The 13,626-nt window shown below is 32.8% G+C and carries 8 protein-coding genes; 1 reads left to right on the top strand and 7 read right to left on the bottom strand.

The genetic code is table 11. The annotated features are described in order from the left end of the window. Window positions 1–87: 87 nt before the first annotated feature. Window positions 88–1,173 carry a hypothetical protein gene (locus V6246_RS13165; RefSeq protein WP_341560924.1) on the top strand — a complete coding sequence of 362 codons (1,086 nt, stop codon included), beginning with the start codon at window positions 88–90 and terminating at the stop codon, window positions 1,171–1,173. A 279-nt stretch (window positions 1,174–1,452) separates the two neighbouring features. On the opposite strand, the gene guaB is transcribed toward V6246_RS13165, so the two are convergent. The 7 genes from guaB to V6246_RS13130 all read right to left on the bottom strand — a co-directional run bounded on the left by guaB (window position 1,453) and on the right by V6246_RS13130 (window position 13,261). Then, complete coding sequence (guaB, locus tag V6246_RS13160) at window positions 1,453–2,925, bottom strand: IMP dehydrogenase (protein WP_341560923.1); 1,473 nt, start codon at window positions 2,923–2,925, stop codon at window positions 1,453–1,455. A 142-nt stretch (window positions 2,926–3,067) separates the two neighbouring features. Next, window positions 3,068–5,827, bottom strand: a complete 2,760-nt coding sequence (locus V6246_RS13155) for an outer membrane beta-barrel protein (RefSeq protein WP_341560922.1) — start codon at window positions 5,825–5,827, stop codon at window positions 3,068–3,070. 75 nt (window positions 5,828–5,902) lie between these two features. Further along, window positions 5,903–8,326 (bottom strand): TonB-dependent receptor domain-containing protein, encoded by a 2,424-nt coding sequence (locus V6246_RS13150; RefSeq protein WP_341560921.1) that lies wholly within the window; start codon window positions 8,324–8,326, stop codon window positions 5,903–5,905. Further along, complete coding sequence (locus V6246_RS13145) at window positions 8,307–9,689, bottom strand: HTTM domain-containing protein (protein WP_341560920.1); 1,383 nt, start codon at window positions 9,687–9,689, stop codon at window positions 8,307–8,309. Before V6246_RS13145 ends, V6246_RS13150 begins: the two co-directional genes overlap by 20 nt. 85 nt (window positions 9,690–9,774) lie before the next feature. After that, a complete protein-coding gene (locus tag V6246_RS13140) occupies window positions 9,775–10,872 on the bottom strand; it encodes an imelysin family protein (RefSeq protein ID WP_341560919.1) in 1,098 nt (365 codons plus the stop codon). Between the two features lie 35 nt (window positions 10,873–10,907). Beyond that, the gene (locus tag V6246_RS13135) at window positions 10,908–12,104 is read right to left on the bottom strand and encodes a DUF4856 domain-containing protein (protein WP_341560918.1); all 1,197 of its coding nucleotides are present in this window, start codon (window positions 12,102–12,104) and stop codon (window positions 10,908–10,910) included. A gap of 293 nt (window positions 12,105–12,397) precedes the next feature. Next, window positions 12,398–13,261 carry a hydroxymethylglutaryl-CoA lyase gene (locus tag V6246_RS13130; protein ID WP_074937654.1) on the bottom strand — a complete coding sequence of 288 codons (864 nt, stop codon included), beginning with the start codon at window positions 13,259–13,261 and terminating at the stop codon, window positions 12,398–12,400. Window positions 13,262–13,626 lie beyond the last annotated feature (365 nt).

Below are 13,626 nucleotides of genomic sequence, written 5' to 3'. Positions count from 1 at the left end.
AATATTTTATAATTAATTTATAAAATTACGCCTGTACAAAAAACACCTACTACAAGTCTAAAATTTAGGCTAATCAACTGTTAATTAATGCTATACATTTCCTTCAACATATCTAATACTTTAAAGTTTGAAGACTTTAAAAAACTATATAAACATATGGTTAATGTACGGCAGACTAAGTATGAGTTTCCTGATCATTCTCCTGAAATTGATTGGGATAGCAAACAGACGCAAGAGGAAGTCGATATAGCTGTAAAGGAACTAAACGACTACTTAGATATAGCACCAGAAGTACACAGGCGTAAAGCTTTTATTCCTGATTATGCCAACACGTATTTAGAGAAATATATAAAAGCTGATAATGATAAATTAGAAGCATTGGGCTTACAAAATGTAGATTCTATATTTAATTATTTAGAATATGGATTTGAAGTTGATATAGATAGTTTGAATAAAACTGATGAACATCATGCCATTATTAAGTTTTCTACTGGCAATTTTCCTTTTGGAGGTATTGAGCGTTTTATAATAACGTTAAAAGCCTTTGGGTTAAAAGCTACAGAATATTTTGATGGTTTTGTTATTTCTAAAATAGAATGGCTTTCTGATATAGAATATAAAACCACCGAACTGCCAGAAAAAACTAAAGCATATTTACAACCACCGCATTCAAAAAACCACACACCGCTTATGGAACTTTTATCTCATTTTTTAGCCAGCGAAAAATCATTATATCTTGCAGCGGGAATTATTGGTGTTTTTTCGGCCGCTATAGGATTACTTTTTATATTATTATCTAATCATAAAAGTTTTGCTATAACTTTGATTTTTATAGGACTCATAGAAATAGCTGCTATGTTTCCTGCTTATTTTAAATACCAACAAAAATTTGCCGACAAGGTTTCCGTTTATGAAACCGACCCGATAGCTTTTGCTCAATCTGAAATTGTAACTTCTGAGAAGGCTTTAAAATCTTTCTTTTGGTTAAAATTAATTTATGGTGGTTTAATTGTGATTCTTATTTTAGCCATGTCTTTTATTAGTCCAGAATCTATACTCTTCGGAATATTTACAGCGCTTATTTTACATCTCGCCTTTGCGATTACTATCGATAATTTTGGAGAAAAATATACTAAAACTTATTTAACTGATTTACAATCGGTGGAGTTTTAAAAGCGTTAATAATTTACACTTCACACATTTCTTGTTAAAAACAAACACCACAAACTAGCCCGCGTTAGGTATTGATGCGGCATCCTTTTTTTTACTTCTAACCAAAACATAATTAAAAAGAAGCAAACCTCAAAGTTGAAGTCTAAATTACTTAAACAAAACCAACCCTAAAAAAAGATATAGCGGAAAGCCCGACCCTTTTCGGGTAACGCCCAAAATAATACGCATAAAAAAAGTCCAACCTTTCAGTTGAACTTTAATTTTATAATTCTGTTTGTATTACCTTGAATAGTTTGGTGATTCTTTAGTAATGGTAACATCGTGCGGATGACTTTCGTTAATTCCACTTGCAGTAATTTTAACAAACTGTCCTGTTTCTTTTAGCGTCTCAATATCTTTAGCTCCACAGTAGCCCATACCTGCGCGTAAACCACCGATAAATTGGTGAATACTCTCGTATAAATCGCCTTTGTAAGGCACACGCCCAACAATACCTTCTGGTACTAATTTTTTAATATCGTCTTCTACATCTTGGAAATAACGGTCTTTACTACCTTCTTTCATAGCCTCTACAGACCCCATACCACGGTAAGATTTAAACTTACGCCCTTCGTATATAATGGTTTCTCCTGGAGATTCTTTTGTTCCTGCTAAAAGCGACCCTAACATAACAGTATCTGCTCCTGCTGCAATAGCTTTAGGGATATCGCCTGTGTAACGAATACCTCCATCGGCAATTACCGGTACTCCACTGCCTTTAATAGCTGCTGCTACTTCTAGAACTGCAGAAAACTGAGGAAAACCTACACCTGCTACAACACGTGTTGTACAAATAGATCCTGGACCAATACCAACTTTTACAGCATCGGCTCCGGCCTCTACTAAATATTTAGCAGCTGCACCAGTTGCAATATTACCTACAATAACATCTAGGTTTGGAAATTTTTCTTTTATAGTTTTTAAAACAGCAACCACGCCTTTTGTGTGCCCATGCGCAGTATCGATAACTACGGCATCTACTCCGGCGTTAACTAATGCTTCGGCACGTTCTACAGCATCTGCAGTAACACCTAAGGCAGCAGCAACACGCAAACGACCATATTGATCTTTGTTTGCATTTGGTTTCTGACTTAATTTTGTAATATCTCTAAAGGTTATTAATCCTGATAATTTAAAATTATCGTCTACAATTAATAACTTTTCAATTTTATGTTCTTGAAGTATAAGTTCGGCATCTTTTAAAGAAGTTCCTACAGAGGCAGTAACAAGTTTTTCGCTCGTCATAACTTCGCTAATGGCACGTTTACCATTATGCTCGAAACGTAAATCGCGATTGGTTACTATACCTTTTAATGTGCCATCTTCTGCAACAATTGGTATACCACCAATACTATATTCTGCCATGTATTTTTTAGCATCGCTAACTTTAGCAGTTAATGGTAAGGTTACCGGATCGATAATCATACCGCTTTCTGCACGTTTTACACGACGCACCTTTAAGGCTTGTGCCTCTATAGACATGTTTTTGTGTAGCACACCAATACCACCTTCTTGCGCCATGGCAATTGCCATTTTACTTTCGGTAACGGTATCCATTGCAGCCGAAATAATAGGGACGTTAATGGTGATGTTACGTGTAAATTTTGTTTGAATACTAACTTCTCTAGGGAGTACTTCGGAGAAAGCTGGAACTAAAAGGACATCGTCGTAAGTTAGCCCTTCTCCTACTATTTTATTTTCGTGTGCAGTCATGTTGCAATTACTGTTATAATTGCGTGCAAATCTAAGCATTTTTTTCGGTTTAAATTAGCTTTATTAAGATGAAATCCTTAATAAAGCCAATTCTTAACATTTAGCTCATAGACTGCACGGCATATTAAAAAAAACAGAGATATTATCTACCGCGTCTTCCTCCACCATAACCACCTCTTCCACTTGGACTATCTGGTCTCACATTCATGTTTTGACCTGCAATTCTACCAAATTTATAAGAGAACGTTAGCATAAAATATTGCTCTAAAATTTTGTTTTCTATATCTTGAATATAGGTTTCGGTAACCGAACGTCTGTATCCATTATTCTTACCTAAAATATCGTATCCTACAAGCGTTAATGTCCCTTTATTGTTCCAAAGTTGCACGCCCAAACCGGCATTCCAAAATACAGCATCGCCATCAAAAGCATCTCCAACTCTACTATTATACTGGTAAGCTATTTTGTTAGAGAAAAAAGCGTTTTTAAAGAAAAAGATAGAGGTATCTAATTTTAAATTCTGAACAAAATATTCGTTATCGTTAAAAGCATCCGTATCATATAAAGTTTCATTTACAGAATAGCTATAGTTAATTCCGAAATCGAATTTATTATTATAAGAATACTTAAAACCTACAGATGGCTTATAAACTGTATTTTTTCCAGAAAATTTCACTCCATTTTGAATAGAAATATTGTTATCGTATGATGCTGCAAACTTAGCACTCATATTAATATTTGTATTTTGACTGAAATACGATTTAGAAATAGAAGCATTACCGCTAAGTGAATAATCGCCGTTAATATTATCATAAGTGGTGTACTTAATTAAATCGGCATCTGTAATGGTCGAGTTAATAATTTTATCTTCCACAAACTCTGCTTTTGTTTCCGCATTAATAGTAATATTATTAAAAGCAATATTGTTTTGATAACGGAATCTTAAATTATGACTTAAACCAGGTTCTAAATCTGGATTTCCTGTATAAATATGCGTTTGGTTACTTACATCGGCAACAGGTTGTAGTTGTGATGATGATGGCAAATCTACATTTTGATTATAATCTAAAGAGATATTTTTATAGCCTTTATCATCACGATAACGAATTCTACTTGAATAAGTTATGTAATCGAATTCTGCATTAAAATTTCTTTCAGCAATTAGCTCATCGGTATATTTTCTAAAGGTATTGGTATAAGCTCCTTCTACTTCAAATCTAAAATCTTTATACTCGTATCTAAATCTTAATGCCGGCTTTAAAGTTGTAGTTACGTATTTACTATCAAAACTTTGTTGCTCATTAAAATCTGTATAATCATTATCGGTTTCATTAAAATCGAAAACGTTTTTTTCATTTTTATTATGGTAAATGGTAGCGCTATACTTTGGTATAATTCTGAAATTGGTAAACAACTCCTTAAACCAATACCCATTAAAATTAATATTTGAAGTTGAATTATCTGTGCTTCTAACTTGGTCTTGAATTTGAGTTGTATTTTTCTGATATAATATATTCTCTGAATAGTTTTGAGAATCACTCTCTGAATTCTCAAAATTGGTACTTAATTTAAGGTTGAAAAAATCGCGTCCTTTTCCTGTTCTTACAATAGCACCTATGGTATTATCAATGCTATTACTAATAGAAGTCGATTCGCTATTGGCATTATAATCGCTAATATCTTCACCATCATTAGATTTTGATTCTGTAGTAGAATCGGAAAAAGAATCGCTAGTATCTCTATTAAAATTAAGCTCGTTAGATAGCTGTATTTTATTGTTAGACGATTTATTTTTTGAAGGAATTATAAATTTTAAATCCAAATCACCACTATGGTTGTCACTATCTGTAGTGCTGTTACTTACCGTTTCTGTGGTGTAATTTAAGTTTGGCAAAAAGTAATCTCGAAAACTAAAACTGCTATTATCTACATTGCTTGCACTGTATTTGTAATTTGCATTAACACGTGTTTCGTCCCATTTTCCTTTTGAATAATTAGCTCCAACAAAATCGGATTCTACATAACCAGTGCTCGATTTAGCATCGGGTAAGGCTGTAAAACCACGACGCATGTTTATATTATTGGTTCCGGAGATAAACCCAATTTGTTTACCATCTATCATTTGAAACAGATTGGCATTGGCCTGATATTTATCATCGGTGCCTAATCCTCCATTTAAATCACCAAAAAAAGCTGTATTCTTACCTTTTTTAATTTTAATGTTAATCTCTTTTGTTCCTGAATCGGACTCTTCACCTGTAAACTTTTGTAAATTGGTTTTATAATCGGTAACCTGAACTTTACTAATTACGTTACTTGGTAAATTTTTAAGAGCGATATCTCCCATTTTTTCACCAAAAAACTCCATTCCATCTACATTAATAGCTTCTACAGCCACACCGTTTACAGTAATATTTCCGTCTATATCAAACTCTACGCCTGGTAGTTTCTTAAGTAAATCTTCAGCACGATCATTAGCCAACGTTTTAAAACTATCGGCATTATATTCAATAGTATCTTTTTTAATAACAATTGGCGGAGCTTTACCTATAATAGAAATAACATCTAACTGCTCGGCTTGGTCGGCTAGTGTTACCGTGCCCATATCAAACTTATTTCCGGTTGGCACATCAATATCTTTAGAATACGGTTGGTAGCCTAAATAAGCAACATTGAATAAAAGCTTTGTTTCTTCTTCAGCATTAATATTTATTGAGAATTGCCCGGTTTTATTAGTAATACCATAAGCCATGGTAATACTGTCTTTAAGGCTTTGTACATAAACTGTAGCACCTTCTAAGGTGATGGCGTCTGGATCTTTTACTTGGCCTTCTAAAGTAAAACGTTGAGCAAAGAGCGTAGTGCTACATGCTAATAAAAGAAATAAAAATAATTGTTTCAAACTGATTGGTTTTTGCTTGGTTTAGTTTTAGACTAAAGCTTTTACCAAAGGTTTAAATCAAAATGATAAAAATTTTTAAAATTTAATTTGAAGTGTGGTATACCAATTTCTTGGCGATGAAGGAATAATTCCAGGTCCCGGATAACCAGTAGCTCTGCGCGTAAAATATGCGTTATCTAAAACATTATTTATTCCTGTTTCTAGTTTGAAATTTTTATAACTGTAAGAAAGCGATACATCTAAAATATCATATTCAGGAATTTCACCTACAACACCGCTTTCACTAGCTTCTATAGAGTTTGTAGCATCGGTAAACTGGCTTCCTAAATAACTATATTGAATATTAGCCAATAGGTTTTTATATCCACCGTTAAGTCCCATTTTTAAATTTAAATCAGGAACAAACTCTACTTTATTGCCTTTAACACCTGCTTTTTCAGAATTGGTATATTCCGAATTAATAACCGATGTATTTATAAAATAATTAAGTTTAACATTATTATTTAAGTTGAAAATTTTCTTCAAATTAAAATCGAATAAAGATTCTACGCCATACATTACAGCATCTCCAATATTACCACGTTCATTTTTAATACTTCCATCGGTATCTACAATGGTTACAAAACCAATTCTTTTTTTATAAAACAGTCCAAAAACACCCAAATCGTAAGACACCATATTATTGAAATTCCCACGAATACCTAAATCGGTTGTAAAACCTTCTTCATCGGTAATATCCGGACTAATTAAAAACGCAGGATTGTCAATATTTATATCAGAAAACGTCACCGAACGGTAATTTTGAGATACATTCCCATAAGCTTCAAAATTGGTATTAGGCTTATAACTTAGCCCTAAACCTAATAAAATAAACGAACGCTCAAAGTTTTGATTATCTTCAATCGTTTCATTTAAAATAACATTGCCAGCAGCATCGGTATTTATGTTTTTATAAAATCCTTCACTTTGGGTTTTTATATATTCAAACCTAAAACCTGGTGTTACTGAAAACTTATCGGAAACATAAAAAATATTTTCACCAAAAACAGAAACGTTTAAGTTAGGTAAATCGAATTGCGACTGACTTCCATAATTAGGATACTCATCGTTGGTAAAATCAAAATTTGGTCCAATCCCATCACTTGCCGGACCTTGTTCTTGATAATTATCGGCTTTATAAAATTTAGATCCAATTAAAAACGTGGCATCCTTATTAAAAACTTTGTATTTGGTAAGCAAACGCGACTCAAAACCAAAGTTTTTAAAATCACCTTTAATTAAATCACGCTCTTCGTTGGAGTCTACTTGACTTACTCGGTTGGTTCTAAAACCTAAAGCATCACGAGAGGCATTCAATCCAAAAAAGTTAAATGTAAAATTTGTTTTATCAGAAAATTTATGATCTAATTTTAGATTATAAAGTAACCAATCTACCTGAAACCAGTTTCTAGCACGGTTACTTTGGTACGGATCTTCGTTAAACATAGCGTCGGTTAATCCGCCAGCTTGTTGGGCTAAATAGCGCATGTAGGTTATCTCGCCTGTTAACTTTGTTTTTTCGTTAAATTTATACCCTAAATGTGCGAAAACATTTTTAGATTCAAACTCAGAGTTTGGACGAAACCCATCTCCTTTTTTATAGTTGAAATAACTATAATAACTCCATTTGTTTTTAGTACCACTAACACTTGTAAAATTGGTATACAACCCATAACTCCCCAAAGTGAATCTACTAATCACTTCTAGAGGTTTATTCGGGTTTGGTTCTTTCATTTTAAAATTAATTAAACCTCCAAACTGCGTTCCGTATTGTAATGAAGCCGCACCTCGAATCACCTGGATTTCTGATAAACCCTCCGAAGCTGGTGTGTAATAACTTTCTGGATATCCTAAAACATCGGCACTAATATCGTAACCATTTTGTCTGGTATTAAAGTTGGCTGTACGGTTTGGATCTAAACCACGACCACCAATGTTTAACTGCAATCCGGCATCGTCATTTTGGTAAATATTTAAACCTGCTACTTGACTATAAATTTGCCTAGCATTATTAGATGCTAAATTCGCCATAGACTGCTCTACCAATACCACTTCCGTTTTTTTACCGGCATAAATAGCAGTGCCCTCAACATCATTTAAACGTTTTAATTCGAAAATGCGTTGCTTACGTGCTGTAATTTCAACTTCAGATAAATTCTGAGTTAAATCTTTTAAAGTAATATTTAAGGTTGAAGCGTTTTCGGTTTCAATAGTAACTTCTTCCACAGCATATTCAAAAGAGAAAAACACCAAGGTTAATTCTTTTTTAGACGTTTCAAATTTAAAAAATCCTGAATTATCTGTAGTTGCAAGAACTCCCGATGTTTTATCGTAAACTTTTACATCGGCCACTGGTGTATTTGTTTTCGAAAAAGTCACCGTTCCAGAAACGTTGTGCTGTGCAAAACCTAATGCACTAATTAAAAGTGCTAGTATTATTTTAAAGTCCTTTAATGTCATCCTTAAATGGTAAAATCCAGTGTTTTGGTTTAAATGATTCTTTTTCCGCGTACAAATCTACGGTTTTATTGATATATGGAGCGCTTAATCTACCATTTAATGCCACATAGCTCTCCACAAAAACCTGAACATTTTTGTGTCCTTGTTCCGTAAAGTGATCGCCTAAATAATGTGCGTATTCCAAAATAAAATCAGGTTGAAAACTCATTTGTTTTTCCTGAAAAGGGGTTAGAAAATCTTTATTATTCACGTAAAAAAAGCTTCCTGTATCGGCATCGACAATCTTAAACGTTGCAATACCCATTTTTTCCATAAGCATAACGCGCCATGAAAAGCGATAGCCTTCTTCGGTCCAAAACAGTTCGTTTGGGTATACTAAATAACGAAACGGAAATACCAATTGAATACTGAAAAACAGAACAAATAATGGAATAATAAGCGATTTACTTTTAAGTTGAAACTGGGAATAAACATTTAATTTGCTTGCTTGCAATGACGGCTTCCGCAGAGATAACGCATTTAATAGGCGTTTTAAAAGCCTTATAATATTCTGATGAAAACTAGCATCGAAAAATATTAAAGTTGAAACAATCATAATAAACGGGAACATACCAATAGGGAATAAAACCCGAGTAAACACATGAAAAACAACTACCAAAATAAAGGCAAACCAGCGTGTTTTTTTGTACCATAATAAAAACGGAATAAACAAATCGTATAGCATACCGCTCCAACTCATCGCGAAATGAAACCAGTTTTGTTGCATGAGGTTTTCGCCAATAAAAGGTAAATCGTATTTTGAAGGCAACCAAATTTTTAAAGGCATGGCTTTAAATAACCAATCACTATTAAGCTTCGCCAAACCTGCATAAAAATAAACAATACCTAATAGAAGTTTTATGCTATCAATAGTCCACTTAGGGATGTTTTGATATGTTTTTCTTCGGAATATATTATCTACAGAAAAATGCGCATTGGCTGGAAGAAAAATCATTATAAAACTCAGTAAAGTAATAAAGTAGTAATGATTTAAATAAGTGGTTTTATCCATTAATTCAATGTAAGTAAAACTTAAAAAGAATGTAATAATGGCTATTCTATATTTAAAACCCAAAGCCACAAAAAGGGCTGCGATACCGCAAATTGCAAACAATACATAGGTATAAACACCTAGTGGTTTTATAAATTCAAATCCGAAATACGTAAAATGAAATTTAGGTTGTATATACAGTAAATCGATCCAATCGTTATACCAAAACCGAACTATACTTAAGCACATCATGATACCAAAGAAAACACGAAACACAGCCAATGGGGCTGCGCTTGTTGTTTTATTTAGATATGTACTTATATTCAATCTCATTAAAAGTATGCCATTTGAATTTAGTGATACGCAAAAAAGGTTGTCTTTTTTAATAGACAACCTTTTTAGTAATATTTATATATTTTTAATCGCCATCGGCATCAACATAGTCGACGCTCACATTGAAAGCTTGCAGCATATCTACTTTTAATGATACTACTACTAATTGTAAAGCATCATAAGCTTCTGTCATTTTAACATTATCGTTATTTACTTGTAAGTAAAAATTATCATCTAAAAGATTAATTTTTGCTCTTGCGGCATCTATTCTTGTATTTAATAAAGTACTTAAATCGGTGCGTTCCAATTCAGTCAAATAGGTTTTAAAACTTTCACCAGTAGCACTAGAACTATAATAACTACCGTTTAATGTATTTTGAAAAGCTGCTAAAGCCTCTAAAGCTAATGTTTTTGAAACTTCTTTATTATAAAAAGCTTCTACCTTTTCTGGTAACGGATCTGTTGAAAAAACACCTCCTGGAATTCCAAACTTATTCGCTCTTAAACTTTTTTCGAAGTAAAAGATATAATCGTTTACAAACTTATTTAAAGAACTCGTTACTGTATTGGAAGTCGAGCTAACAAAAGTTGCACGGTAGCTAGAAGTCCAATCTGTTAAAACTGTTTCTGTTAAGCTTTCCATTTGGTTTACTAAATCTGATAAATAAGCTTTATACTTAACATCTTCATACTTAGTTAAAATAGTAGCATCATTATCTGCAACACCGTAAAGCATATAATCTACAGCAGGGAAACCAACGGCATCATTATTATTAACGTGTGTTAAATCGGCATTTCCAGCAGAAATATTAGCTTCAACATCTGCTGTAGAAACCGGATAGATATTCATTTGAAAACTATAGGTTAACTCTTCAGCTTTACCAATATTGAACATTTCAACATGTTGCCAAACTTTATAAGCTTCTAACCAAGATGCTCTTAAATCATCTAAATTAGATTGATTTGCATCCGCTATAAAAGCATCTTTATCTGCCGTTAACGTTATTAGTTTAGCAGATAAATCTTGATATGCAGGAATAATAATATTATCTGCCAAATTGGTTAATAAGGCGCCTCTATCAAAATTATCGGGACTTACCGATGGACTATCATCTGATGATGATGAACTACATGCCACTATAAATGTTAAGGCTATTACTGCTAAAAAAATCTTTTTAATCATACTACATGTTGTTTTAATTCTAAAAACTAAAGTTTCTAGTTAGAGGCTTCTTCTGTTGTGAAACCAAATTTAGCAGAAATCTCATCTGAAATTTCATCTAAAGTATTAGTCGTAACATCCCAGAAACCATTACCTTCCATAAGCTCTGCTAAATAAGCATCTACTTCTGTTTTTGTTAAATAAGGTAAACTTGAATTTGGTTGTCTTGTAAATTGAAGGCTATAAATAAATCCGTAAGCTTCAGATAAACCATGAAATGCAGATGCATTATCTACACCTAAATTATTTTTTCCTGATTGTAAATAGTATACCGCTCTAACTGCTGGTATTACTGAAATATTTTCTTTAATAATCTCTGCTTGAGCATCACGAACTGTATAGTTGTTAGCAACAATTGCAGCACGACCTAATATAAAAGCATTGTATATTTTAGAAGCGATACCTGCAAAATCTTCGTCTGCTTCAACGCGATCTAAATATTCACTTAAAAACTGATCTACATCTAAAACAGGATTAGCAGCATCTGCTTCGCTACCGTATAAATATCCGAATGCTTCATCCCATTTATGCTCCATAGAAGTGTATGTTTTACCTTCTTCTAAAACCTCACTATCATTATCTGCAATATTTGTACCTGCATCTAAAACTGCTGGGCTTAAGTAGTTGTTAAGGATTTGATCGATCATTAATCCACCAATTAAACCTTTAGCAAAAGCTTGGTTGTATTCTAATCCTTTTTCGTTTAAGTAACGGGTTGTACCACCACCAGCTTGTTGTAAAGCGCCTGCCTCTCCTGCTGCTGCTGTAAAGCTCCAGTTTGGAAAAACATCATTTACTTGCGATGCAATCCATCCGTCAAAATCAGCTTTAATTTCGTTAGCTTCTGTAGTGTTAGCAGAGAAAAAATCTGTTGAAGCAGCTACTTTACTACGTACACTTTTATCCGATGCGTTTAAATCTGCATCACTAAAATCACTTGCTCCTTCTACGTGAGCAAACATAGCGTCTAAAGTCGCTTCTGTATTCGTTTCTACTTTTAATCCAGAAACTAATTCTTCTGCCATTAAAATTCTTGTGGTTTGTCCGCTATAACTTACCGACGAATTTCCATCTCTTAAAAAGGTATAAGTTGTTGGTGCTAATACTTGAGAAGTTTCACCTCCATCGTCATCACTTGAACAAGATTGAAATAATGCTGATGCTACAAAAAGACTGAATACTATTTTTTTCATTATAAGTTATTATTTTATTTAGACTTATTACAAATAATTTTTAATTTGAAGTTGCAAATATAAAACACATAATAACTTCAACAAAGTTTATTTAGAACAAATTAAAATAAAGAAATAAACGATTTTGAATAAACCCTCATTAACTCATATAAATAAAGACTTAACAAAGATTAGAGTAAATGAAATAAAAACCAATTAATTTTAATATGAATGATATTAGACCATAATAACAGCCTATTTTAAAATACTATTATTAAGATTTAACTCACTATTTACAATAGTTAAAACTAGAATTAATGATAAACTTTGAAGATTTTTGAAGCTTCATTATAAGCACTTTCAAAACTAAGCGCGTTTAAATCATTATTCTTTTGTGAAGTAAAATATGATAATAATTTTTCGGTTGGCATATTTCCTGTTAATTCATCTTTTGCCATTGGGCAACCACCAAAACCTTGTATAGCACCATCAAATCGGTAACATCCTGCTTTGTAAGCCGCATCTACCTTTTCAAACCAACTCGTTGGCGTGGTATGTAAATGTGCACCAAACTCAATCTCTGGGTATTTAGGAATTAAATTTGAAAATAAGTAATTAATACTTTCCGGATCTGATGTGCCGACAGTATCGCTTAAAGATAGTATTTTAACACCCATATTGGCTAATTTTTCTGTCCACTCACCTACTATATCTACATTCCAAGGATCACCATACGGATTTCCGAACCCCATAGAAATATAGACTACAACTTCCTTACTAGATTTATCTGCATGCTCTAAAATTTCAGAAAGTGTCACCACAGATTCTGCTATGGTTTTATGAGTATTACGCATTTGGAAATTCTCTGAAATCGAAAATGGATATCCTAAATAATCTATAACGTTTTCCTGACACGCATCTATAGCACCGCGGGTATTAGCAATAATGGCTAATAATTTACTAGTAGTTTTACTTAAATCTAACTGCTCTAAAACCTGTGATGTATCGACCATTTGCGGAATAGCTTTGGGAGACACAAAACTCCCCACATCAATAGTATCGAAGCCTACACGCAAAAGCGACTGAATGTATTGCACTTTTTTTTCCGTTGGAATAAAAGCCTTAATACCTTGCATAGCATCACGAGGGCACTCAATAATTTTTACGGGTTTTTGCATAAACAGTTAAAAATATAGTTGTTAAAAATACTATTATTTTTCTGAAAAAAGAATAGATAGAAGTCTTGTTTTAGGTTCTCTAAAAATGTAAATGATAAAACGACTTCTTAAAGAAACCTCAAAAACACATAACATTCTAAAAACCCATTATTTATATAAAAACTAAACCCATTTTCAAGCTTTTAGCTTAAAAAGCATAAACAAATCTGCGAGACTACAAAACCTATACCCTTCATTTATAAAAGATTACACCAATAAATAATGTTAAAATTTAACACCTTTCAACCTAAAAATTAACCTTTTGGTACGCTGAACGAGTATATTAATGTGTATAACGTTTTTATTCTTACTAATCCAAATTATGA

Source organism: Algibacter sp. TI.3.09 (genome assembly GCF_038154905.1).
Classification (GTDB): domain Bacteria; phylum Bacteroidota; class Bacteroidia; order Flavobacteriales; family Flavobacteriaceae; genus Algibacter.
Note: the sequence above shows the minus strand (reverse complement) of the source record. Positions and strands in the feature narration are given on the sequence as shown.

Bases quoted from the DNA above. Each gene is read 5' to 3' on its own strand.
- V6246_RS13145 (WP_341560920.1), bottom strand. From the start codon at position 9,689: ATGAGATTGAATATAAGTACATATCTAAATAAAACAACAAGCGCAGCC.
- V6246_RS13165 (WP_341560924.1), top strand. From the start codon at position 88: ATGCTATACATTTCCTTCAACATATCTAATACTTTAAAGTTTGAAGAC.
- V6246_RS13130 (WP_074937654.1), bottom strand. From the start codon at position 13,261: ATGCAAAAACCCGTAAAAATTATTGAGTGCCCTCGTGATGCTATGCAA.
- V6246_RS13150 (WP_341560921.1), bottom strand. From the start codon at position 8,326: ATGACATTAAAGGACTTTAAAATAATACTAGCACTTTTAATTAGTGCA.
- guaB (WP_341560923.1), bottom strand. From the start codon at position 2,925: ATGACTGCACACGAAAATAAAATAGTAGGAGAAGGGCTAACTTACGAC.
- V6246_RS13135 (WP_341560918.1), bottom strand. From the start codon at position 12,104: ATGAAAAAAATAGTATTCAGTCTTTTTGTAGCATCAGCATTATTTCAA.
- V6246_RS13140 (WP_341560919.1), bottom strand. From the start codon at position 10,872: ATGATTAAAAAGATTTTTTTAGCAGTAATAGCCTTAACATTTATAGTG.